Raw genomic sequence first — 21,401 nt, 5'->3', positions numbered from 1 at the left:
GGGCCGTACGTCTCCCGGGAGTTGCAGGTCGTGCTGGGCGGGTGCGGACCGGGTCTACTTGACCGGTTCGAGGACGGCCCGCCCGCCGAGGAACGGCCGCAGCGCCTCGGGCACGACGACCGAGCCGTCGGCCTGCTGGTGGTTCTCCAGGATCGCCACGATGGTGCGAGGGACGGCGACCAGGGTGCCGTTCAGGGTGGCGAGCGGGCGGGTCTTGCCCTCCTCGCGCATCCGGATCGACAGTCGGCGGGCCTGGTACTCGGTGGTGTTGGAGGTCGAGGTGACCTCGCGGTACTTGCCCTGGGTGGGGATCCACGCCTCGATGTCGAACTTGCGCGCGGCCGAGGCGCCGAGGTCGCCGGAGGCGACGTCGATCACCCGGTACGGCAGCTCCAGCGCGTTGAGGAAGTCCTTCTCCCACTGGAGCAGGCGGCGGTGCTCGTTCTCCGCGTCCTCGGGGGTGGTGAAGACGAACATCTCCACCTTCTCGAACTGGTGGACGCGGATGATGCCGCGGGTGTCCTTGCCGTAGGTGCCGGCCTCGCGGCGGAAGCAGGACGAGTAGCCGGCGTAGCGCAGCGGCAGCTTGTCGGCGTCGAGGATCTCGTCCATGTGGTACGCCGCGAGCGGGACCTCGCTGGTGCCGACCAGGTACCGGTCGTCCTCGGCGAGGTGGTACACGTTCTCGGCGGCCTGGCCGAGGAAGCCGGTGCCGTCCATGGCGGCCGGGCGGACCAGGGTCGGGGTGATCATCGGGGTGAAGCCGGCCGCGGTGGCCTGGGCGATCGCCATGTTGACCAGGGCGAGCTCCAGCAGCGCGCCGACGCCGGTCAGGTAGTAGGAGCGGGCACCGGCGACCTTGGCGCCGCGCTCTGTGTCGATCGCGCCGAGGATCTGGCCCAGCTCGACGTGGTCGCGGGGCTCGAAGCCCTCGGCGGCGAAGTCGCGCGGGGTGCCGATCTCCTCAAGGGTGACGAAGTCCTCCTCGCCGCCGACCGGGGCGGCCGGGTCGATGAGGTTCGCCAGCGAGCGGAGCAGGCGGTCGGCCTCCTCCTTGGCCGCGCTCTGCTCGGCGTCGGCGGCCTTGACCTCGGCGGCCAGGTCCTTGGTGCGCTGGAGCAGGGCGGCCTTCTCGTCGCCCTTGGCCTGGGCGACCTGCTTGCCGAGCACCCGCTGCTCGTTGCGCAGTTCGTCGAAGCGGCTGCCCGAGGACCGGCGTCGCTCGTCGGCGGAGAGGAGGGCGTCGACCAGGTCGACGTCCTCGCCACGGACGCGCTGCGAGGCGCGCACTCGGTCAGGGTCCTCACGGAGCAGGCGAAGGTCAATCACAGGCCCAAGCGTACCGGGAGACCGTTCCTCCACCGGTACGGCTTTTCCCCTGGGGATAACTCGCCCGATCCTGTGGATAACCCGCGTGGGGAACTCTCCGTCACCGGGTTATCCACAGGCCCGGCCCCGGGCCTGTGGATCAAAAGGGAGGATCGCCTTCCGCGTGAACGAACCAGGGGATTGAGGTTTCAAACCTCAATCCACCTTCCCGAGTGAGGGAATTGAAGCACTCGGACGGGTGATTTGCTGGCAACCGGGTGACTCTGGTCCGATTGGTCATCTCTGCGACGCAAACCGATGGTCCGACCTGTTCTGAGCAATGGCTATACCGGTTTGTCGACTCGCCCCCAGGCCTGTGGATAACTTCCGGCTGTGGACAGCGGGGAGCCCTGTGGACAGCGGTCTCCGGCTCCGGGCCGCCTGTGGATGACGGGTGGGGCCACCCGCCCCGCCCGATCGGCCCGGTCCGGAACTGTCGGAAAAGGTCGGAAAGACAAAAGATGTGGCCAGGATGTCCGGAGGAGTCCGGATGCCCCGGGGGCTTCGGCCGGCCCGCGGGCTATGGGCGCCCCGCGGGCTACGGACGCCCCCGCGGGCTATGGGCGCCCCGCGGGCTTCAGATGTCCCCGCGGCCGTCGAGCGCGCGGGAGAGCCAGTCCGCCGCCGAGGTGAAATCCGCGTCCGAGGTCCCCGGCCGCCGGTGGGTGGACTCCTGCCGGTCGGCGCGCGGATAGGAGCCGAGGTACCGCACCTGCGGGCAGATCCGCTTGAGCCCCATCATCGCCTCGCCGACCCGGCGCTCGGACAGGTGGCCCTCGCAGTCGATCAGGAAGCAGTAGCTGCCCATGCCCTCGCCGGTCGGGCGGGACTCGATCCGCATCAGGTTGACCCCGCGCACCGCGAACTCCTGGAGCAGCTCCAGCAGCGCACCCGGGTGGTCGTCCGGCAGCCAGACCACCATCGAGGTCTTGTCCGCGCCGGTCGGCGAGGAGACCCGCCCCGGGCGGCCGACCAGGACGAACCGGGTGGCCGCGCTCTTCGCGTCCGCGATGTCCTTGACCAGCGGCTCCAGCCCGTAGATCGGCGCCGCGAACTCGCCCGCGAACGCGCCGTCGTAGCGGCCCTCGGCGACCAGCCGGGCGCCGTCCGCGTTGGAGGCGGCCGACTCCCAGTTCGCCTCCGGCAGGTTGGCCGCCAGCCAGCGCCGCACCTGCGGCTGGGCCACCGGGTGGCTGGTCACCGTCTTGACCCCGGACAGCTCGGTGCCCGGCCGCACCAGCAGCGCGAAGGTGATCGGCAGCAGCACCTCACGGTAGATCATCAGCGGTGCGCCGGAGGCCAGTTCGTCGTTGGTCGCGGTGACCGCGCCCTCCACCGAGTTCTCGATCGGGACGAACGCCCCGGCCGCCTCCCCGCCGCGCACCGCGTCCAGCGCCAGCGCCACCGAGGACAGCGGCACCAGCTCCCGGGTCGCCGCTTCGGGCAGGGTGTGCAGGGCCGCCTCGGTGAACGTGCCGGCCGGTCCGAGGTAGGTGTAGCGGGTGGCCGACATGACGCCTCCGTGGGATCTCGGTGCTGCGCGGGCAGGGTGAGCCGAAGCAGTCACCATAACGATTCCGCGGCCCCGGCAGGAAAGCGTTCCAGAGACCGGGACCGCGGCGGTGAATCCCGGGGGTCCTTCTTCGAACCCCCGGGGAACTACCCCTCCAACAACTGCTGGCCGAGGTAGCCGCCGGGCGGCGCACTCGGCGGCAGCGCGTACAGGCCGCCGGCCTCGTGCCGCAGGAAGCGGGACAGGCCGTCGCCCCGGGAGAGCTTGCGCTGCACGGGGATGAAGCCCCTGCGCGGGTCGGCCTGGAAGGCGAGGAAGAGCAGCCCGGCGTCCGGCGAGCCGTCCGGCAACAGCCCGTCGTGGTACGAGAAACCGCGCCGCAGCATCGCCGCCCCGCCGTTGGCCGCCGGGGCGGCGACCCGGATGTGGGCGTCGGCGGGGATCGTCAGGGTGCCGTCCTGGCCCTGCGCGGTGAGGTCGACCGGGGACCGCTCACCGGCCCCGGCGGGCGCGCCGAGCGGGGCGCCGTCCGACTTGCGCCGCCCGATCACCCGCTCCTGCCGGTCCACCGGCAGCGCCTCCCAGTGGTCCAGCAGCATCCGGATCCGCCGGAACACCAGGTACGAGCCGCCGGTCAGCCAGGCCGGCTGGTCGCCGCCGGTGGCGCAGAACACCTTGGCGGCGAAGCCCTCCTCGTCCGGCCTGGGGTTGTTGGTGCCGTCGATCTGGCCCATCAGGTTGCGTCCGGTCACCGGCTGCGCGGCGGCGCCGGGGGTGCGGGCGAAGCCGGCCGACTGCCAGCGCAACGCCGCCGTACCGGTTGCCAGCCGCTGGAGCACCCGCAGGGCGTGCACCGCGACCAGGGCGTCGTCCGCGCCGATCTGGACGAACAGGTCGCCGTCGCCGCGGGCCGGGTCGAGCGCGTCGCCGGGGAAGGCGGGCAGCGGTTCGAGCCCGGGCGGGCGGCGGTCGGCCAGCCCGGCCCTGTCGAACAGCGCGCCGCCGAAGCCGACCGTGACGGTGAGCGAGCAGGGCCCGGCGTCCAGTGCGACCTGGTTGTCGAACTCCTCGGCCGGCTCCCCGGCGGTCAGCCGGTCGGCCGCCTTCGTCCAGCGCTGCAGCAGGGTGCGCAGCCCGTCCCGGCCGACGCCCTCGGCCAGGTCGAAGGCGGCCAGCTGGACCCTGGCCTGCTGCGGGTCGGTGATCCCGGCCTGGTGCTCGCCGCGGAACGGCACCCGGGCCGCGCCCAGCGCCCGGCCGGACGGGCCCGCCGCAGCCGCCGTCCCGCCGGGCCGCCCGTCCACCGCGACCGCCCCGGCGACACCCGCGCCGGCACCGGCCAGCAGCCCGGCCCCGGCGGTGCCGAGCAGCGCCCGCCGGGTGAAGCCCGCAGGCCCCGTCGAATCGTGGTCCATCGACACGTCCGCCACCCCGCTCATCCGATCTTGAACTGCTGGGTCGGGGTGGTCTGGTCGATGTCGGAGGAGCGGATCTGCACCGACACCACCCAGTTGCCCGCCAGCGGCAGCTGCGCGGTGCCGCTCCAGCGGCCGGTGCCCTCCGGGGTGAGCGCGACCGGCAGCGGGCCGAGGTCGCGGTCCGGCAGGGTGAAGGCGAGCTGCACCTCCGGGACGTCCACCGGCTGACCGTCCGCGCCGTCCAGCGCCAGCTTCACCTCGTTCGGCCCGGTCCGGGCCGGGTTGAGGGTGACGACCGCGGTGCCCTTGGCGTTCGGCGTCCGGCCCTTGGTGTCGTACGGGAGCTTGAGCTCGACGGTGCGACCCGGCTCGGTCTGCGGAGCCGCCGCGGCCCCGCCGGCGGCCGGAGCGTTGGCCGCCCCGGCCTTGACCTCGCCCGCCACCCGCCCGGGCGGGGAGTTGGTGAGCATCGTGGTGACCACCAGCACCGCCACCGCGACCAGCGCCTCGACCAGCACCGAGCGGCGCAGCCCGGCCCGGGTCGGGGTCAGCCCGCGGTCGCGACCGGCGCTCTGCCGGGCTGCCAGCTGGCGCTCCAGCTGCGCCTGCCGGACCGGGTCCTCGCTGTGCGCCGCCACGGCGACCGGCTCCGGCCGTTCGGCCGGGGCGACCTCCACCGCCTCGGCCGGGGCCGAGCGCAGCCGGGCGAGCCAGGAGCGGGAGATCCAGGCGACGCCGAGCATCGCGACCACGCAGCCGCTCTTCACCAGCAGCAGCCGCCCGTACTCGGTGCCGGTCAGCGCGCCCCAGCTGCCCAGGCCCCGCCAGGACTGGTAGATCCCGGTCGCAGCCAGCACGGCCACCGAGCCGAAGGCGATCTTCGAGAAGCGGTCCACCACCTCGGCGCCGACGCCCTCGCGCAGCGCGACCAGCAGCGCGGCCAGCCCGCCGAGCCAGAGCGCCATGGCGATCAGGTGCAGGACGCCGAGCGGCAGCGCCAGCCAGACCTGGATGCCCACCGAGGCGTGGTCGGCGCCGACCCAGGTCGCCGAGAGGGCGACCGCCAGCACCAGCCCGGCCACGCCGAGGCCGAGCCGGACCTCGTGCTGCGGCCGTTCGGCGGCCCGCCGCTCCAGCGCGCGCAGCTCGGCGGCCTCGGCGTCCTCCTCGGAGCCGTTCTGCTCCCCGCCCAGCGGCTCCGGGACGACCGGCCGCGGCGGCTGGCCCAGCTGCCCGACCAGCAGCGACAGGAACACCCCGCCCGCCGCGAGCAGCAGCAGCCGGGCGGCCAGCGCGGTGCCGATCCGCTCGTCCAGCGTGGCCCGCACCAGCGACAGGTCGAAGGCCTGCCCGACCCCCGAGCCGCGCTCGTACGGGCCGCGCAACATCAGCACCGCGACGGTGGAGACCAGCAGCGCCGTCCAGCCGGTCATCAGCAGCCGTTGCACCCGGCGCCGGGCGGTGCCGGCCGGCCAGCAGACCAGCACGAAGGCGGCGACGCCGACCAGCAGCGCGAAGGCCGTGTACGCGACGGCGCGGCCGGTGCCGTACAGCGCCGCGACCACGCCGTCGGCGTCGGCGCCCTGGAGCGCGGTGGCCGACACCGAGGTGTCCGAGGGCGCGCCGATCGAGAAGGTGAACGCCCCGCCGACCGGGTGCGAGTCGTCCGAGACGGCCCGCCAGGCCACCGTGTACGTGCCGTTGGAGAGTCCGCTCCGCAGCCCGACCCGGGCGGTGTTGCCCTTGCCGTCGGCGTGCGCCGGGTTGCCGGTGTCCGCGGCCTTGCCGGCCGGGTCGAGCACCCGGACGGAGTCGCCGGAGAGCGAGACGGACTCGCTGAAGGTCAGCGTCACCGCCTGCGGGGCGGTGGCGAGCACCGAGTTCTGCCGCGGGTCGGTGGAATCCAGGGTGGCGTGCGCGGAGGCCGGCCCGGCGCCCGCGAGCATCAGCGCGAGCAGGGCGCCGAGCACTCCGAGCACCCCGGCGATCCGGCGGTGGGTGGCCTTCTCCAGGCCGGCCGACAGCATGGTGGTGGTCCTCTTAACTCTGGCCGGGTCGGTAGGTGAGCTCCTTGACCGGCACCTTGACGGAGATGGTGCCGGACTTGGCGAAGGTGAGGTCGAGCTCCAGCTCGTCGCCGAGGACGGGGGCCTTCTGCCATCCCATGATCATGAGGTGGTTGCCGCCGCGGGCGAGCTGCAGGGCGCCGTGAGCGGGGACGTCCAGGCTGTCCACCTGCTCCATGGTCGACGCGGTCGAGCGGTGCATGGTGACCGACTCGGCGGCCGGGCTGGTCACCTTGAGCAGCTGGTCCTGCCCGCCGTCGTTGCGGACGGTCAGGTAGCCGGCCGCCATGCCGCCGGCCGGGGGCAGTGGGATGTAGGAGTCGGCGACGCTGAGCCTGGCCGGGCCACTGGGGGTGCCGTCCTGGCCGCCCGTGCCGCCGCCCGTCCCGCAGGCGGCCAGGATGGCGCCGCCGCCCAGGGCCGTCGCGACGACGGCGCCGAGCAGGGCGCTGCGGCGGAAGCGGCGGGTTCCGGTCTGCACCGAGGTCACGCCGCGACCCCCTTGGCGAGCAGCGGCAGGTCGTGCTCGTAGGTCTTCTCCTCGGTGCCGCTCATGTAGAGCACGTGAGCCTTGTCGTCCGAAGGGAGGAAGGCCAGCACCTGCGCGCCGTGGGTGGAGGTGACGGTGCCGTCCGTGTTGACGACCGGGTCCTCGATCATGATGCCGAGCGACTTGGCGGCGGTCTTCACCTTGGCCAGGTCCCCGGTGAGGCCTATGAAGTCGCTGCCCATCGAGTCCAGCCAGGTGCGCAGCACCTCGGGGGTGTCGCGCTGCGGGTCGGTGGAGACGAAGACGACGTTGATCTTCTGCCGGTCCTCCGGGGAGAGCGCCTTCATCGCGACGCCGATGTCGCCCATGGTGGTCGGGCAGACGTCCGGGCAGCTGGTGTAGCCGAAGAACAGCAGGGTGGCCTTGCCGCTGGTCTGCTGACGCAGGTCGAAGGGCCGGCCGGAGGTGTCGGTCAGCTGGAGGTCCGGCTTCTCGAAGTTCTTGGCGAGCTTGGTGCCCTGGTACGGGGTGTCCTCCTTCTGCCGGGTGACCTTGGCGGCGGTGGAGTCGCCGCCGGAGGAGCCGCAGGCGGAGAGGGTCAGGGCGGCGGCCAGCGCGAGGGCGGCCGCGCCGGCCAGACGGGTGGTGCGGGTGAGCATGGGAGTTCCGATCGTGCGCGGTGGACCGCCGGCGGGGCCGCACCCGGAAGGTGGGCACGGCCCGTCGGCACGGGGGATCAGGAGGCGGAGCCGCCGCTCTTGCGGCGCAGGCCGAGCACGCCGACGGCGGTGCCGATCACACCGACCACGATGCCGACCACGCCCAGGGTGCGGGCGGTGGAGTCGCTGGACTTGGCGTCGCCGGAGGCGGCGGTGTGGTCGGAGCTGTCACTGTGGGCGCCCGCGGCCGGGGAGGCGGTGACGCCGTGGCCGTCGCCCTCGGCGGCCTTGGTGAGCTTCAGGACGGGCGCGGGCTTGGCCGGCTCCGGCTGGCCGTCCTTGCTCTCGTCGATCCAGCGGGCGACGTCGCCGTTGTCGTAGGTCTGGAGGGTCTTGAAGACCAGGTTGTCGGTGTCGGTCGGCAGCGGGCCGAGCGAGACCCGGAACTCCTGGAACTGGCCGGGGGCGATCTTGGTGCCGGCGTCGGCGGTCCAGGTGATCTTGGAGACGGCCTCGGTGACGTCGTTGCCGTGCACCTTGATCGGCTTGTCGAGCTTGGCCTTCTCGACCGTGGCGGTCCAGCCCGGCAGCGGCAGGGTCCGGACCGAGGCCAGCGGGTGGTCCAGCGGGAGGTTGACCTCCAGCTTCACCGTGCCCGCCGTGTCGCTCTCGTTCGGCACCCGGAAGTCGACGGCCGTGTAGCCGCCCTGGGCGGCCGCGCCCGGGTTCACGGTGACGTGCGCGAAGGCGGGGCCGGCCAGTGCCACCACGGAGGCGGCGGCGGTGAGGGCGACGGCGGCGAGACGGCGGGCGGGAAGGGAACGCATGATGCGGGGTCTCCGATCGGAGCTGGCGGCAGCCGGTACCGGGCGACGGACGTGAGCCGTGCCGCGGGGGCCGCGCGCGGGGACGTGGGGGCAGAGCCTCGGGCCGTCCCGGTGGTCGGGGGAACGGCCGGACGGTGCGCACACCGGGCACCCGGTACGGCCGCAGGGCCGCCAGGAATCGCCGGTCAGTACGCGAGGGCCCCGCACGGCGGGCCGCGCCGCACCACGCTGTGCCGCAGCACGGCACCCGCCGGGAGCGGGCTCTCCCCGCCCCGGGTGCCGAACCGGCGGGCCGGGCCGGCCACGCCGAACAGGCCGCGCAGCAACACGGCCACCAGCGCGAACGCCGTGCGCAGCGGCGTCGCCCAGTGCTCCCGGGCCGCCTCGGCGGCCACCCGCAGCAGTCGCCACAGCGCCGCCTCGCCGCGCCGCAGCCACCAGCCCGCGACCAGCGCGGCGCCCAGGTGCCCGGCCAGCATCGACGGCGTCATGCCGAACACGCCGGCCTGCCACCAGGGCGCGGCGGCGAACGCGTGCGGGTCCAGGCCCGCGGAGGAGACCAGCTGCTCCGGGGACGGGCCGCCGGACAGGCCGATCAGCGTGCCGGGGCGGGCCTCGTTGCAGATCAGCCGGCCGGCCACCTGCGGCACGGTCAGCGGACCGGAGCCGCCGTGGTGCATGCCGGGCATGGAGCCGTTGAAGCCGTGGAAGAGGCAGTGCAGTCCGAGCTGCCCGGCACCCAGCGCCCCGGCGATGGCCGCCAGCGAACGCTCCCGCCCGCCGCAGACCGCCGCGAACGCCAGCACCGCGGCGAAGCCCGCCGCCAGCGCGGTCGGCGGCACGTTCCCGCCACCCGCCAGGGCGTGCCCGGCGGCCGCTATCAGGGTGCACACCAGAGCGAACGGGACCGCCCGGGCAAGCCGCAGGTCCCAGGCGGCGGACCCCACCGGCTGGGCCGGTCCGGGGGCGCCCGGGAGCGGGGCGGCGGCGAGGGCAGTCATGGCCGGGCCATCCTCTCATTGCGTACGCCGCGGACACGGGCAGGGTGGGAAATCCCTACGAATGCCCCTTTCGGCGGCGGCGTGCGAGGGGGCGTACGCGTCGCCCGGCACAGACCCCGTCCCCCGGTCCATCCGCCGAACGGGCGGTAGCGGCCCCCGGGCACGGTTCACCCGGGAATCGCCCGGAGATACCTAGTTGTATGTGGAGTCGCAGCCAGGAGGGACCTCCCGTGGACATCTGGTGGACTCTGCACCTCAAGCGCGACCCGGCCAGCGTCCCGCTGGCCCGGCGCATCCTGCTCGGTGCGATGGCGACGGCGGGCGTCGACCCGCAGGTCGCGGACGACCTCGGCGTCGCCCTCACCGAAGCCTGCGCCAACGCCGTCGAGCACGGCGCCACCGGGCGGCCCGACGACGGCTTCCAGGTCACCGCCTCCATCTGCGGCGACCGGCTGCGGATCGAGGTCACCGACTCCGGCCCCGGCCTGCCCACCCCCGCCGAGCCCGTCCGCCGCCCGTCGGCCGCCGCCCAGGCCCGTCCGGTGGTGGCAGGCCGTGCGCTCCGCCGCACCCGCCGCGGCCGCGCCACCGTCCCGGCCCGCGTCCTCGCCGCCCACCGCCCCCGCCGCGACGGCCACCCGTACGACACCCACGTCCTGCCCTGCCGCCCCAGTACCCCCACCCTGCGCCCGGTCGACCTGGACACCCTCCCCGACCTCACCGCCGAGTCCGGCCGCGGCCTCTTCCTCATCCACGCCCTCACCGACCACGTCCAGCTCCGCAACCACCCCCTGCGCGGGGCGATCGTGAGCTTCGACAAGATCCTCAAGTGGCAGGACGGCGCCCTGCTCCGCGCGGCGTCCTGACCTTCTGCGTACCGGCCACAGCCGCGGCCGGCGGACGGGAACACGGCGTTTCGTCGGGGGATCCGAGCCCCTGAGCCTCCGGTTGCCGGGGGTGGGAGGGGGCCGGACGATGGGGGCATGATGCACCAGATGCGAGCGGAGTACGGCGCCGGCGGTGCGGCCGCGGGGGTGCGGCTGTGGCACATGGTCCGGGGCGAGGCGGACGTCGCGATGTGCGGGCGGGAGCTCGATCCGGGATCGCAGGTGCGGGAGGCGGTGGACTGGGGGAAGACCCCGGAGCTGTGCTGCCACACCTGCGGGGCGTACTTCCTGCGCGAGGCACCGTACCTGGCGGCCGAACACCTCCCGTGAGCCGGTCTACTGTGACCGGCATGGAGGAACCCCTCGTCCGGCCGCGGCCGTTGACCGATGAGGCCGCCGGGCTGCGCGCCGGTGTGCCGGAACTGTCCGAGTACGTCGACCGGTTGTGCGCGCTGGTCGAGCGGGTGGACCCGCTGATCCACGCGTTCGTGCCGGAGCCCGGGCGGCACGAGCGGCTGCGGTCGCAGGCGCGGGAGGTGGCCGCGCGGTACCCGGAACCGGGCGGGCGGCCGCCGCTGTACGGGGTGGCGGTGGGCGTCAAGGACATCGTGCACGTGGACGGGCTGCCCACGCACGGCGGTTCGGCGCTGCCGCCCGGGGTGCTGGCCGGGCCGCAGGCCGTGGTGGTGGACCGGCTGCGGGCGGCGGGGGCACTGGTCGCGGGCAAGACCGTGACCGCCGAGTTCGCCGCGAGCGCCCCGGGCCCGACCCGCAACCCGCACCATCCGGGGCACACCCCGGGCGGCTCCAGCAGCGGTTCGGCTGCGGCGGTCGCGGCCGGGCTGGTGCCGCTGGCGATCGGCACCCAGACGGTCGGCTCGGTGATCCGCCCGGCCGCGTACTGCGGGGTGGTGGGCTTCCGGCCGACGTACGGGCGGATCCCGATCACGGGGGTGATCCCGAACGCACCGAGCTTCGACACCCTGGGGACGTTCACCGCGGACCTGGCGGGCGCGGCCCTGGCGGCCCCGCTGCTCTGCGACGGCTGGCGGGCGGAGCACGGCGGGGCGGCCGCGCCCGTGCTCGGGGTGCCGGACGGGACGTACCTGGAGCATGCCGAACCGGCCGCGCTGCGCGCCTTCGAGGAGCAGCTGGCCCGGCTGGCGCGGGCCGGGTTCACGGTGCGCCGGGTCGAGCTGTTCCCCGACTTCGCCGAGATCGCCCGGCGGTTGCAGGCGGTCAACCGTTTCGAACTGGCCCGCAGCCACGCCGACTGGTTCGCCCGCTTCGGCGGGCTCTACCGGCCGGAGACGGTGGCGTCCATCCGGGCCGGCCAGGGCGTCGCGGCCGAGGACCGGGCGGCCGCCCTGGGGTTCCGGGAGCGGCTGCGCGCGTGGGTGGCCGAGGCGGGTGCGGCGGCCGGGGTGGACCTGTGGCTGGCGCCCTCGGCGACCGGTGGGGCGCCGGAGGGCCTGCACAGCACCGGGGACGCGGTGATGTCGCTGCCGTGGAGCTTCCTCGGGCGGCCGGCGCTGAGCCTGCCGGCGGGGCGGACCCCGGAGGGGCTGCCGCTGGGGCTCCAGGTGGTCGGTGCGGCGGGCGGTGACGAGCGGCTGCTGGCCCAAGCCGCCTTCCTGGAAAAGGTGGTGGCGGAGGGTTAGGCGAGCGTCGGGTCCGCCGGGTCGGTGGCCTCGGCGCGCAGCAGGCGCAGCCCGCCGGTGGCCCGGGCGCCGTCGAGGGCCTCGGCGACGATGTCGTACCACTCCCGGGCGCGGGAGTGGGCGAGCCCGGCTCTCGCAGAGGGCGCGGGCCCTCGCGCGAACCGTCGGACCTGCCCTAGGAGGCCCGGGGAGCCCCGGTGCCCCGGGAAGTCCCGGTGCCCCGGGAAGTCCCGGTGCCCCGGGGGTCGGGGCCGCGCTTCTCGTCGGGGAAGCGCGGCCCGCCGATCAGGTAGAACAGTGCGGCGGTCGGGAAGCCGAGCGAGGCGGCCAGCAACACGATGAACTCCCAGAACATCTTCCGCTCCTCGTCAGTCGCGGGCCGCCCGGACACCCGAAGGTGATCCCAAACCCGACCCGCTCCGATTGGCCGAATCGTCCGGTCACTGTCCGACGGTATGGCCGAATCACCCCGGCTGCCACCGGGCGCCGCGCCCCGGCCCGCGCCGCACCGGCGCACGGGTCTGGGCGCGGGCCGGGAGCGGCGGCCACACTGTCGGGATGCAGCTACAGCTCGCAGGGGAAGCACGGCGGCCCGACCGCGAGAGCGAGGACTTCGTGGCGGCCTCGCCGGAGGCGCTGGTCCTGCTGGACGGCGTGAGCTCGCCGGCCGGCCTGGAGTCCGGGTGCCGGCACGGGACGGCCTGGTACGTGCGGCGGCTGGGCGTGCACCTGCTCGCCCGGCTCACCGACCGGGCGGACCGCTCGATCGCCGAGTGCCTGGCCGACGCCATCGTGGAGACGGCCGCGCTGCACGGCGGCCGGTGCGACCTGGCCCACCCCAACACGCCCGCCGCGATGGTCGTCGCGGCCCGGCGGCACGGCGAGGCGCTGGAGTACCTGGTGCTCGGCGACTCGCTGCTGGTGCTGGAGTTCAAGGACGGCCCGCCGAAGGTGATCGGGGACAACCAGCGCTTCCCCGCCGGGGAGGAGCTGCGCCGCCAGGTGTGGGAGACCGTCCCCGGCTCGGCCGAGCGGGCCGCGCTGCACCTGGAGTACGCGCTGGCCGTGCGCGCCGTCCGCAACCGGGGCAACGGCCCGTGGATCGCCGCGGCCGGCCCGCGGGCGGCCGAGCACGCCGAGACCGGCTTCGTCCGGCTGGACCGGCTGCACGCGCTGGCCGCCCTCACCGACGGCGCCTCGCGCTACACCGAGCGCTTCGGGCTGGGCAGTTGGGCCGATGCGCTGCGGCTGCTCGCCGATTCGGGGCCGAGCGAGCTGATCGCCCGGGTCCGGGCGGCGGAGCGGGCGGACGCCGACTGCGAGCGCTGGCCGCGCGGCAAGACGCACGACGACGCCTCGGCCCTCTACGCGCTGCTGTAGGGCCCGGGCCCTCGTGCCCGGACACGAGGCGACGGAGACGGCGGGGGCGGTCGCGGGTGGGCCCGCTACCGCCCCCGCCGTGTCGGGGCCCGGCCCTCCGTGCGGGGGATCAGGCCGTCCAGGCGGGGAGATCGAGGATCTCGATGACGAAAGCGGTGCAGGTGTAGCCGGCGCCGCCGCCCCAGATCAGGACGTGGTCGCCGGGGGCGACGGCGCGGGTGCGGAGCAGGTGGTCGAGGCCGGCGAACTGGTCGCCGCTGGTGAGGTGGCCGACAGCGGCGCCGAACGCCCAGGTGGTGCTCTCCTCGGGTACGCCGAGGAGGTCGTGGAGCTCGTGCCGGCCCGAGCCCTGACGGGTGTGCGGGATCACGACCCTGGCGATGTCGGACATGGTGAGGCCGGACTCCGCCAGGATGCCGTCCAACGCGTCGTTCAGCGCGGTGGCCAGACGCCGGCCGGCGTCCGGCAGGTCGAGGGACACCCGGGAGCGGGCGCGGTCCTCCAGGTCCACCCAGGGGCCCGGGGCGGGCGGCTGCGGGGTCAACTCCTCGGTGCCGCGGCCCAGGGCTTCGAGGGAGTTGTCCGCCACGGTGTACGAGGCGACCAGACGGGCGAAGCCCGAAGTGCGGGAGACCACCACGGCGGTGCCCGCGTCGCCGTAGAAGGAGATGCCGAGGGTGTTCCAGCGGTCGATCCGCGGGGCGCTCATCCGGTCGCCGGTGGTCACCACGGCGGCGGTCCTGGAGTCGGTGGCGGCGGTGAGCCGGCTCGCGGCCAGCTCCAGGGCGCCGAGCCCGGCGTTGCAGCGCTGGATGACCTCGAAGGCGGGGGCCTGGCGCAGCCCGCTCTCCTGGGCGACGTAGCTCGCGGCGGCCCACACGTCCAGCCCCTGCCACCAGTTGGAGCAGTGCAGCAGGAGGGCGACATCCTCCGGGGCGGTGCCGGCCCGGTCGAGCGCGGTCCGGGCGGCTTGGGCGGCCATCCACGGCGGCGCGTGCTCTTCCCCGGCCACCGCGACGGAGACGAACTCCCGCTCCTCGGCCCGGCGGGGGTCGAGGAGGCCGTCCGCGACCGCTTTCCCGACCGGCATCAGGTCTGGTAGCCAGACGCCCGTTCCGGCGAGGTACAAGTCGTCATAGCGCATCGGGTGAGTGTCCTTCCTCGGTGCGGATGTGTCACAGGAGTTGTCTCCGGCGACGGCGGAGGACAGGTGGAGAACGGCTGGTCCACCCGGCTCCAACAGGACTTGAGCCGCGTTCGAGGGACTCTGCCCGCGGGTGCGCTGGAGTGGGCGGAGCCAGCTGAGCCCTGCCTTGGAGGCCGCTACGATGAAGGTTCTGTTCACGATCTCGCCCTGGGCCGGGCACTTCTACCCCATGGTGCCGCTGGGGTGGGCCCTGCAGGCGGCAGGGCACGAGGTGCGGGTGATGTGCACCCCGTCCTCGGCCGACTGGGTCCGTGGCGCGGGCCTGGTACCCGCCCCGATCCTCGACGACCACGACAACCCGCTCTTCTGGGCTCGGCTGTTCCACCAGCAGCGGGTGATCCGGGGCGTCGCGCGGGACAACGGTCTGCCGCTGCTGCACCCGGTGACCGGTGAACGGATGGCTTCCCCGGACGAGTTCGACTGGCCCGCGTACAAGCGGAAGTACGAGAACGAGTGGGGCCAGGCCTGGCTGCGCAAGATGGAGCGGGTGATCGTCTACACCGGCACCTTCGCGCCCGACCTGGTGGTCCACGACATGATGAGCGCCGAGGGGCCGTTCGCTGCGGTGATCCACGGGCTGCCGTCGGTGCTCCACCTGTGGGGCCCGGTGGGTACGGCGGAGACCGACCCGCGGGTGGACATCGTGCCGGAGTACAACAACGGCATCCTGCGCTCGCTGGGCGTCAAGGGCAAGGGTCGTGAGCTGATCACGCACGTCATCGACCCCTGCCCGGAGGCCATCGCCCCGCCCACCGCCGCCGAGCGGCTGCCGATGCGGTACGTGCCGTACAACGGGCCCGGTGAGGCGCCGGTGTGGGTGTACGAGAAGCCGGAGAAGCGGCGGATCTGCGTGGTCTGGGGGCACACGCTCAGCCGCTTCGGGCCGGAGGCGTTCCTGGTGCCCAAGGTCCTGGAAGCGCTCGCCGACCTCGATGCCGAGGTGGTCGTCGCGATCAACCCCAAGGACCGGGAGTACGTCGGGGAACTGCCCGCCAACGCCCGGATCCTGGAGCAGTTCCCGATCAACATGCTGCTGCCCACCTGCGACGCGGTGGTCCACCACGGCGGCGCCGGCTCGGTGATGAGTGCCGTGGTGGCGGGGGTGCCGCAGCTGGCGATCCCGTTCGAGGAGGAGCAGCACGCCAACGGGCAGCGGGTGGCGGCGGCCGGCGCGGGGATCCACATGCTCGGGAAGGAGGCCACCGTGGAGCGGATCCGGGAGCACGTGGACGCGCTGCTCGGCGACGACTCCTACCGGCGCGGCGCGGAGAAGCTGGTGGCGGAGCTCGCCGAGCGGCCGACCCCGGCCCAGCTGGTCCCCGTGCTGGAGGAGATCGCCGCCGAGCGGACCCCCGCGGTGACGGTTGACTGGGACTCGATCGACACCACCGGCTACGACCAGGGCCTGGTCAAGCGATAGTCGGCGTGGCACGCCCGACCGACCGGCGGGCGCGCGGACATCCGAGGGACACGAGAGGGGAACGGCATGCACGCTGGTGGCGATGGAGGCGGGACGTTCGTTCCGGGCGGCCAGGGCAAGGGGCCCAAGGGGGCGATCGCGGGCATCATCATCGTTCTGGTGGTGGTCGGCGTCGTCTATCTGATCAACCGCTGAGAGCCCAGTGAGCGGTAGATGAGCGAGAGTTGATCGGGCGTCCGGTTCGGTCGTGAGGGCGGTCCCGCCGGTGCGGCGGTGCCGCCCTCGCGTGTTCCGCCGGGGCCCGGCGCCCTCTCCAGCCGGATTCCACCAGGACTCCCGGAAGCCCCGACGGCCCCTGCCTAACCTGCAACCACAGGTACGGACACAGACACCGCGCAGGGCCGAGCCGTGATCGCACCGGCTCCCGACCACGCAGGGGAACAGATTGAAAGCGCTTGTTCTGTCGGGCGGGATGGGGACACGGCTGCGCCCGCTGACCCACTCCATGCCGAAGCAGCTCGTCCCGATCGCCGGCAAACCGGTATTGGTCCACTGCCTCGACCGGATCCGGGAGGCTGGAATCACCGACATCGGCATCGTGGTCGGTGAGCGGGCGAAAGAGATCGAGGCCGCCCTGGGCGACGGCTCGGAGCTCGGGGTCCGGATCACCTACATCCAGCAGGAGGCCCCGTTCGGGCTGGCCCACTGCGTGCTGATCGCCCGCGAGTTCCTGGCCGAGGACGACTTCGTGATGTACCTCGGGGACAACGTGCTGGACGCCGATCTCGGCGCGCTGATGGAGCCGTTCCTGGCGCACCGGCCGGCGGCCCAGCTGGTGGTGACCAAGGTGTCCAACCCGAGCGAGTCGGGGGTCGCCGAGGTCGACGCCGAGGGCGTGGTGCTGCGGGTGGAGGAGAAGCCCAAGGAGCCGCGCAGCGACCTGGCGATGGTCGGGGTCTACTTCTTCACCCCGGAGGTCCACCGGGCCGTCCGGGAGATCCCGCTCAGCTGGCGGAACGAGTGGGAGATCACCGACGCGATCCAGTGGCTGATCGACGACAGGCAGCAGGTGCGGGCCAGCGTGCACGGCGGCTTCTGGAAGGACACCGGCCGGGTCGAGGGCATCCTCGACTCCAACCGGGTGATGCTCGACGAACTCGCCGGGAATCAGCGCGAGTTGGATCCGGGTGTGCTGGACGGGGAGAGCACCCTCAGTGGCCCGGTGCTGATCGGGCCGGGGGTGCGGCTGATCCGCTCGCACGTGGTCGGCCCAGCGGTGATCGGGGCCGGGACGGTGGTCGAGGACAGCCGGATCGGGCCGTACACCGCCCTCGGTGAGCGCTGTGTGCTGCGGCAGGCCGGTATCGAGGACTCCATCACGCTCGACGAGGTCGAGGTGTACGGCATCACCGGGATCCGCGAGTCCCTGATCGGCAGGTCCGCGCAGATCACGCAGCGGCCCAGCGACCCGGGCGTCAACCGTCTGGTCGTCGGCGACCACACCCGGATGGAGGTCGGAGCATGAGGATCCTGGTCACCGGTGCGGCCGGCTTCATCGGCTCCCACTACGTGCGCTCCCTGCTTGCCGACGAGTACCCGGGCTACGAGGGCGCGCACGTCACGGCGCTGGACAAGCTCACCTATGCGGGCAACCTCGCCAACCTGCCGGTCGGGAAGCCGCGGCTGACCGTGGTCTCCGGGGACGTGTGCGACCGGGACCTCCTCGCCGGGGTGCTGCCCGGGCACGACGCGGTGGTCCACTTCGCCGCCGAGTCGCACGTGGACCGCTCGGTCGCCGGCGCCGAACCGTTCTTCCGTACCAATGTGATGGGCACCCAGAACCTGCTGGACCGCTGCGTCGAGGCGCGGATCCCGCGGGTCGTGCACGTCTCCACCGACGAGGTGTACGGCTCCATCGCCGAGGGCTCCTGGGACGAGGACCAGCCGCTGCTGCCCAACTCGCCCTACGCGGCCTCCAAGGCCTCCTCGGACCTGGTCGCCCGCAGCTACTGGCGCACCCACGGGCTCGACCTGAGCATCACCCGCTGCGCCAACAACTACGGGCCGTACCAGTACGTCGAGAAGGTCATCCCGCGGTTCGTGACCAGCCTGATCGACGGCGGGACCGTGCCGCTCTACGGCGACGGCGGCAACGTCCGGGAGTGGCTGCACGTCTCGGACCACTGCCGGGCCCTCCAGCTGGTGTTGGGCGGTGGGCGGGCGGGCCGGATCTACAACATCGGCGGCGGCATCGCGCTGACCAATCGCCGACTCACCGAGCGCCTCCTGGAGCTCTGCGGGGCCGGCCCCGAGCGGATCCGGCAGGTGCCCGATCGCAAGGCCCACGACCTGCGCTACTCGGTGGACGACAGCCGGATCCGCGAGGAGCTCGGCTACCGGCCGCAGGTCGACTTCGAGCAGGGCCTCAAGGAGGCCGTCGAGTGGTACCGCGACCACCGCGACTGGTGGGAGCCCGCGCTGACCGCGAACCGAACGGAGACAACCCGATGACCGCTTCCCAGCGTGTCGAGATCCAGGACCAACTGCCGCTGCTGCGCGAGGTGGTGGGCCACCACCGGCCGGTGCCGTTCATTCTCGCCCGGGAGATGTTCGGCGGCCTGCCAGTCGAGCTGGCCGGCGCCGAGATCAGCTCCCTGGTCGACCAGCCGGTCGCCGAGACCCATGTGCACAGCGTCCCGGAGATCTACCTGCTGTTCGCGCCCAACCCGGGCGACGCCGAGATCTCCGTCGAGGTCGAGGACGAGGAGTTCCTGCTGACCGCCCCCGCCGCGCTGTACGTGCCGGCCGGCAAGCGGCACCGCTTCGTCACCCGCAAGGCCGTACCCGGCAGCTTCTGCTTCGGCCTCTTCGTCCACAGCCCCGAGCGGGGCGAGAAGGAGGAACGATGACCGCCCAGCCGCCCAGGCCGGCGATCCGGTCGTACAACAGCGACGCGCCCGCGTCCGCCGACCTGTTGCGCCTGCACCTCAACGAGACCCCGTACGGTGGTCCGGCCGGGGCGGTCGCGGCAGCCCGGGCCGAGCTGGACGAGCGCTGCTCCGTCTACCCGGAGAGCGAGTGCGCCGAGCTGCGGGCCAGGATCGCCCGGCACGTCGGGCTGGCGCCGGCCAACGTCGCGGTCGGCAACGGCACCGACGAGCTGGTGCTGCTCACCGCGCTGACCTTCCTCGGACCGGACCGCGCCGCGGTGGTCACCGCGACCAGCTTCCCCGGCTACCGAACCTCCGCCGCGGTCGCCGGCGCACCGGTCACCGAGGTGCCGCTGGAGGCCTACCACGTGCCGGCCGCCGCCGTTGCCGCGGCGATCGACGAGCGCACCGGCGCGGCCTTCGTCTGCAACCCGCTCAACCCCACGGGGACGGTGCTCGACCGCGGTGGGGTCGAACGGATCATCGCCGCGGCCGAGGCAGCCGGCGCCGTCGCCGTCTTCGACGAGGCCTACCTGGACTTCGCGGACCCGGAACTGGGCCACGCGCTGGACGCGGTGCGCGCGGGACGGCCGGTCGTGGTGCTGCGGACCTTCTCCAAGGCCTGGGGCCTGGCGGCGCTGCGGGTCGGCTACGCGGTCGGCCGGGAGGACCTGATCGCCCGGCTCTGGCAGACCCGGCAGGCGCTGCCCTTCGACGTCAACCGGCTCGCCCAGCGGGCGGCCGTCGCGGCCCTGGACGACCCGGACTTCATCGCCTCGGTGCGCAGCCGCACCCAGGAGGCGCGGCGCCGGCTCTACCGGGGGCTGGACGCGCTCGGGATCCGTTACATCCCCTCGGTCACCAACTTCGTCCTGGTCGAGGTCGGAGACGACCCCGGCACGGTCGCCGCGCGGCTGGCGGACGAGCACGGGATCCTGGTCCGCGACCTGGCCGTCTTCGGGCTGCCCGGGCGGCTGCGGGTGACCGTCGGCACCCCCGGCCAGGTGGACCGCTTCTGCGCCGCGCTGGCGGCCGTCCTGGAGGTAACGACCGGGGCCGGGAACGGGTCCGGCCTGGCCCCGCACTGGGAGAAGGCGGCGCCGACCTTCGCGCCGATGGAGTTCCCGAGCCTGTTCAACGGCTACATCGGCGCCCAGACCGCCTTCGCCCTGGCCGAGTTGGGGGTGTGGACGGCGCTCGACGAGGGGCCCCGCCCGGTCGCCGAGCTGGCCGTGGTCGCCGATTCCACCGTTCCGCGCACCCGCGCCCTGCTGAACACCATGGCGCTGCTCGGCTACGTCGAACTGCGCGACGAGATGGCCTTCCTGACCACGGCGGGGCGCGAACTGATCCGCCACCGCGGGTTCCTGATGTGGGGCGTCGGCGGCTATGGGGCGATGATGTCCTCGCTCGCCGACCTGGCCACCGGCCGGGCGGTGTACGGGCGGGACGTCCGCCGCGACGAGGGACGGATCGCCAAGGGCGCCGGCGAGGTCGGCTCCGAGCTGATGCTGCCGGTTGAGCAGCGGATCCTGGAGGGGCTGGACTACGGCGACGTCGCCGACCTGGGCTGCGGGGACGGCACCCGGCTCATCCGGTTGGCCGGCAACCGGCCCGAGCCGCGGCGCGGGGTCGGCATCGACATCAGCGAGGCGGCCTGCGCGATAGCCGAGAAGCGGGTCGTCGAGGCCGGTCTGGCCGGCAACCTGGAGATCGTCTGCGGGGACGTGCTGTTCGGCGAAGAGCGGCCGGTCTTCCCGGGGATCGACCTGGTCGGCAGCTTCCTGCTGCTGCACGATCTGTTCGCCGCCTCCGACGAGCCAGCCGGGATGGTGCGCGCGCTGCGCCGGGCCTTCCCGGACGCCCGCTACTTCCTGCTCGCGGACACCAACGCGCAGTCCTGGGAGCGGCACGAGGGCCCGCTGCCGGCCTTCTCGCTGGAATTCGAGCTGATGCACGCGTTCATGGACACGCCGCTGCTGAGCCGGGACGCGTACGAGGCGGCCTTCGCGGCGGGAGGCCTGCGGGTGCGGCGGCGCGAGCAGTTCGGTGCTCCGTCGACCTGGATCTGGCTGCTGGAGGTCGAACCGGCTGAGTGAGCGGTGCCGTACGACGGGGGGTGGCCCGGACCGAATGGTCCGGGCCACCCCCGTTTTCATGTGCGCCGTCCTGCTGCGACAACGGCTTCTCACACGCCGAAGAGGGCTTCGGGGCCGGCGTTGAGGGTGGCGAGGTAGAGCTCGGCGACCTGGTGCGTGAAGGAGAGCGGCAGGACGTCCGTCCGCACGGCCACGTTGAGGCTGGGTTGGGCGAAGGTCAGGTCGACCTCGACCGAGAGCGGACTGGGCACGTCCTGGGCGAGTCGCTCGGGGATGAGCCTGGACTCGCAGTCCGGGAAGCGCAGTTCGGGTCGCTGGTGGTCCTGGAGGACGAAGATCGGCAGCGTGCCGATGTTCATCAGCGTGGGATACGGCAGCGTGCCGATGGTTTCGGTGAAGGGGAGGTCTTGGTTTGCGAGGGCTTGGTTGATGGTGGGGGTGGGGTTGTGGTGGGGGGTGGTGCGGAGGATGAGGG

At 73.6% G+C, this 21,401-nt stretch carries 21 protein-coding genes; 10 read left to right on the top strand and 11 right to left on the bottom strand.

The features are described 5' to 3' along the window. Nucleotides 1–54: 54 nt before the first annotated feature. The 8 genes from serS to ACIRRH_RS38730 form a co-directional block, all read right to left on the bottom strand. Complete coding sequence (gene serS / locus ACIRRH_RS38765) at nucleotides 55–1,329, bottom strand: serine--tRNA ligase (RefSeq protein ID WP_224280797.1); 1,275 nt, start codon at nucleotides 1,327–1,329, stop codon at nucleotides 55–57. A 616-nt stretch (nucleotides 1,330–1,945) separates the two neighbouring features. Continuing rightward, nucleotides 1,946–2,881 carry a prephenate dehydratase gene (gene pheA, locus ACIRRH_RS38760; protein WP_403077203.1) on the bottom strand — a complete coding sequence of 312 codons (936 nt, stop codon included), beginning with the start codon at nucleotides 2,879–2,881 and terminating at the stop codon, nucleotides 1,946–1,948. A gap of 146 nt (nucleotides 2,882–3,027) precedes the next feature. Then, complete coding sequence (efeB, locus tag ACIRRH_RS38755) at nucleotides 3,028–4,296, bottom strand: iron uptake transporter deferrochelatase/peroxidase subunit (RefSeq protein ID WP_403077201.1); 1,269 nt, start codon at nucleotides 4,294–4,296, stop codon at nucleotides 3,028–3,030. Nucleotides 4,297–4,316: 20 nt separating this feature from the next. Beyond that, nucleotides 4,317–6,326 (bottom strand): FixH family protein, encoded by a 2,010-nt coding sequence (locus ACIRRH_RS38750; RefSeq protein WP_403077198.1) that lies wholly within the window; start codon nucleotides 6,324–6,326, stop codon nucleotides 4,317–4,319. A gap of 13 nt (nucleotides 6,327–6,339) precedes the next feature. After that, the gene (locus ACIRRH_RS38745) at nucleotides 6,340–6,855 is read right to left on the bottom strand and encodes a copper chaperone PCu(A)C (RefSeq protein ID WP_403077196.1); all 516 of its coding nucleotides are present in this window, start codon (nucleotides 6,853–6,855) and stop codon (nucleotides 6,340–6,342) included. Continuing rightward, nucleotides 6,852–7,514, bottom strand: a complete 663-nt coding sequence (locus ACIRRH_RS38740; RefSeq protein WP_403077193.1) for an SCO family protein — start codon at nucleotides 7,512–7,514, stop codon at nucleotides 6,852–6,854. The genes ACIRRH_RS38745 and ACIRRH_RS38740 overlap by 4 nt, the downstream gene beginning before the upstream one ends. Before the next feature lie 77 nt (nucleotides 7,515–7,591). Next, the gene (locus ACIRRH_RS38735; protein WP_224284530.1) at nucleotides 7,592–8,341 is read right to left on the bottom strand and encodes a YcnI family protein; all 750 of its coding nucleotides are present in this window, start codon (nucleotides 8,339–8,341) and stop codon (nucleotides 7,592–7,594) included. A 185-nt stretch (nucleotides 8,342–8,526) separates the two neighbouring features. Next, nucleotides 8,527–9,342 carry a hypothetical protein gene (locus ACIRRH_RS38730; RefSeq protein ID WP_403077190.1) on the bottom strand — a complete coding sequence of 272 codons (816 nt, stop codon included), beginning with the start codon at nucleotides 9,340–9,342 and terminating at the stop codon, nucleotides 8,527–8,529. 230 nt (nucleotides 9,343–9,572) lie between these two features. Between ACIRRH_RS38730 and ACIRRH_RS38725 the strand changes: the two genes are divergently transcribed. From ACIRRH_RS38725 to ACIRRH_RS38715, 3 genes are all read left to right on the top strand, one after another. Beyond that, complete coding sequence (locus ACIRRH_RS38725) at nucleotides 9,573–10,208, top strand: ATP-binding protein (RefSeq protein ID WP_403077187.1); 636 nt, start codon at nucleotides 9,573–9,575, stop codon at nucleotides 10,206–10,208. A 117-nt stretch (nucleotides 10,209–10,325) separates the two neighbouring features. Beyond that, nucleotides 10,326–10,559, top strand: coding sequence for a hypothetical protein (locus ACIRRH_RS38720; RefSeq protein WP_403077185.1), 234 nt, complete (start codon nucleotides 10,326–10,328; stop codon nucleotides 10,557–10,559). Nucleotides 10,560–10,579: 20 nt separating this feature from the next. Next, entirely contained in the window at nucleotides 10,580–11,890 is a 1,311-nt protein-coding gene (locus tag ACIRRH_RS38715) for an amidase (RefSeq protein WP_403077182.1), read from the top strand. A 175-nt stretch (nucleotides 11,891–12,065) separates the two neighbouring features. On the opposite strand, the gene ACIRRH_RS38710 is transcribed toward ACIRRH_RS38715, so the two are convergent. Then, complete coding sequence (locus ACIRRH_RS38710; protein WP_403077179.1) at nucleotides 12,066–12,245, bottom strand: hypothetical protein; 180 nt, start codon at nucleotides 12,243–12,245, stop codon at nucleotides 12,066–12,068. 203 nt (nucleotides 12,246–12,448) lie between these two features. Here ACIRRH_RS38710 and ACIRRH_RS38705 point away from each other — a divergent pair, with 203 nt between their 5' ends. Further along, nucleotides 12,449–13,270, top strand: coding sequence for an integrase (locus ACIRRH_RS38705; RefSeq protein WP_403077176.1), 822 nt, complete (start codon nucleotides 12,449–12,451; stop codon nucleotides 13,268–13,270). A 109-nt stretch (nucleotides 13,271–13,379) separates the two neighbouring features. On the opposite strand, the gene ACIRRH_RS38700 is transcribed toward ACIRRH_RS38705, so the two are convergent. Then, nucleotides 13,380–14,414: a ketoacyl-ACP synthase III family protein gene (locus ACIRRH_RS38700; protein ID WP_403077174.1), complete on the bottom strand. Its 1,035-nt coding sequence runs from the start codon at nucleotides 14,412–14,414 to the stop codon at nucleotides 13,380–13,382. Between the two features lie 184 nt (nucleotides 14,415–14,598). On the opposite strand from ACIRRH_RS38700, the gene ACIRRH_RS38695 reads away from it, so the two are divergent. The 6 genes from ACIRRH_RS38695 (at nucleotide 14,599) to ACIRRH_RS38670 (ending at nucleotide 20,926) form a co-directional block, all read left to right on the top strand. Beyond that, nucleotides 14,599–15,897, top strand: coding sequence for a nucleotide disphospho-sugar-binding domain-containing protein (locus ACIRRH_RS38695; protein WP_403077172.1), 1,299 nt, complete (start codon nucleotides 14,599–14,601; stop codon nucleotides 15,895–15,897). A gap of 66 nt (nucleotides 15,898–15,963) precedes the next feature. Next, nucleotides 15,964–16,092 (top strand): hypothetical protein, encoded by a 129-nt coding sequence (locus tag ACIRRH_RS38690; protein ID WP_403077170.1) that lies wholly within the window; start codon nucleotides 15,964–15,966, stop codon nucleotides 16,090–16,092. Nucleotides 16,093–16,342: 250 nt separating this feature from the next. Further along, nucleotides 16,343–17,422 (top strand): glucose-1-phosphate thymidylyltransferase, encoded by a 1,080-nt coding sequence (locus ACIRRH_RS38685; RefSeq protein ID WP_403077169.1) that lies wholly within the window; start codon nucleotides 16,343–16,345, stop codon nucleotides 17,420–17,422. Further along, nucleotides 17,419–18,408: a dTDP-glucose 4,6-dehydratase gene (gene rfbB, locus ACIRRH_RS38680; RefSeq protein WP_403077167.1), complete on the top strand. Its 990-nt coding sequence runs from the start codon at nucleotides 17,419–17,421 to the stop codon at nucleotides 18,406–18,408. The genes ACIRRH_RS38685 and rfbB overlap by 4 nt, the downstream gene beginning before the upstream one ends. After that, nucleotides 18,405–18,806 (top strand): cupin domain-containing protein, encoded by a 402-nt coding sequence (locus ACIRRH_RS38675; protein ID WP_403077164.1) that lies wholly within the window; start codon nucleotides 18,405–18,407, stop codon nucleotides 18,804–18,806. Before rfbB ends, ACIRRH_RS38675 begins: the two co-directional genes overlap by 4 nt. Next, a complete protein-coding gene (locus tag ACIRRH_RS38670; RefSeq protein ID WP_403077162.1) occupies nucleotides 18,803–20,926 on the top strand; it encodes an aminotransferase class I/II-fold pyridoxal phosphate-dependent enzyme in 2,124 nt (707 codons plus the stop codon). The genes ACIRRH_RS38675 and ACIRRH_RS38670 overlap by 4 nt, the downstream gene beginning before the upstream one ends. Nucleotides 20,927–21,015: 89 nt before the next feature. On the opposite strand, the gene ACIRRH_RS38665 is transcribed toward ACIRRH_RS38670, so the two are convergent. After that, nucleotides 21,016–21,401 (bottom strand): hypothetical protein (locus ACIRRH_RS38665; RefSeq protein WP_403077161.1); only part of this gene is annotated, 386 nt, incomplete at its 5' end.

It is taken from the genome of Kitasatospora sp. NPDC101235 (assembly GCF_044767505.1).
Lineage (GTDB): Bacteria > Actinomycetota > Actinomycetes > Streptomycetales > Streptomycetaceae > Kitasatospora.
The sequence above is the reverse complement of the archived record's forward strand: the minus strand, read 5'-3'. Positions and strand labels throughout refer to the sequence as shown.

Bases quoted from the DNA above. Each gene is read 5' to 3' on its own strand.
- ACIRRH_RS38710 (WP_403077179.1), bottom strand. From the start codon at position 12,245: ATGTTCTGGGAGTTCATCGTGTTGCTGGCCGCCTCGCTCGGCTTCCCG.
- ACIRRH_RS38670 (WP_403077162.1), top strand. From the start codon at position 18,803: ATGACCGCCCAGCCGCCCAGGCCGGCGATCCGGTCGTACAACAGCGAC.
- ACIRRH_RS38730 (WP_403077190.1), bottom strand. From the start codon at position 9,342: ATGACTGCCCTCGCCGCCGCCCCGCTCCCGGGCGCCCCCGGACCGGCC.
- ACIRRH_RS38740 (WP_403077193.1), bottom strand. From the start codon at position 7,514: ATGCTCACCCGCACCACCCGTCTGGCCGGCGCGGCCGCCCTCGCGCTG.
- ACIRRH_RS38705 (WP_403077176.1), top strand. From the start codon at position 12,449: ATGCAGCTACAGCTCGCAGGGGAAGCACGGCGGCCCGACCGCGAGAGC.
- ACIRRH_RS38735 (WP_224284530.1), bottom strand. From the start codon at position 8,341: ATGCGTTCCCTTCCCGCCCGCCGTCTCGCCGCCGTCGCCCTCACCGCC.
- pheA (WP_403077203.1), bottom strand. From the start codon at position 2,881: ATGTCGGCCACCCGCTACACCTACCTCGGACCGGCCGGCACGTTCACC.
- ACIRRH_RS38695 (WP_403077172.1), top strand. From the start codon at position 14,599: ATGAAGGTTCTGTTCACGATCTCGCCCTGGGCCGGGCACTTCTACCCC.
- ACIRRH_RS38675 (WP_403077164.1), top strand. From the start codon at position 18,405: ATGACCGCTTCCCAGCGTGTCGAGATCCAGGACCAACTGCCGCTGCTG.
- ACIRRH_RS38690 (WP_403077170.1), top strand. From the start codon at position 15,964: ATGCACGCTGGTGGCGATGGAGGCGGGACGTTCGTTCCGGGCGGCCAG.
- ACIRRH_RS38700 (WP_403077174.1), bottom strand. From the start codon at position 14,414: ATGCGCTATGACGACTTGTACCTCGCCGGAACGGGCGTCTGGCTACCA.
- ACIRRH_RS38750 (WP_403077198.1), bottom strand. From the start codon at position 6,326: ATGCTGTCGGCCGGCCTGGAGAAGGCCACCCACCGCCGGATCGCCGGG.
- ACIRRH_RS38715 (WP_403077182.1), top strand. From the start codon at position 10,580: ATGGAGGAACCCCTCGTCCGGCCGCGGCCGTTGACCGATGAGGCCGCC.
- efeB (WP_403077201.1), bottom strand. From the start codon at position 4,296: ATGGACCACGATTCGACGGGGCCTGCGGGCTTCACCCGGCGGGCGCTG.
- ACIRRH_RS38720 (WP_403077185.1), top strand. From the start codon at position 10,326: ATGATGCACCAGATGCGAGCGGAGTACGGCGCCGGCGGTGCGGCCGCG.
- rfbB (WP_403077167.1), top strand. From the start codon at position 17,419: ATGAGGATCCTGGTCACCGGTGCGGCCGGCTTCATCGGCTCCCACTAC.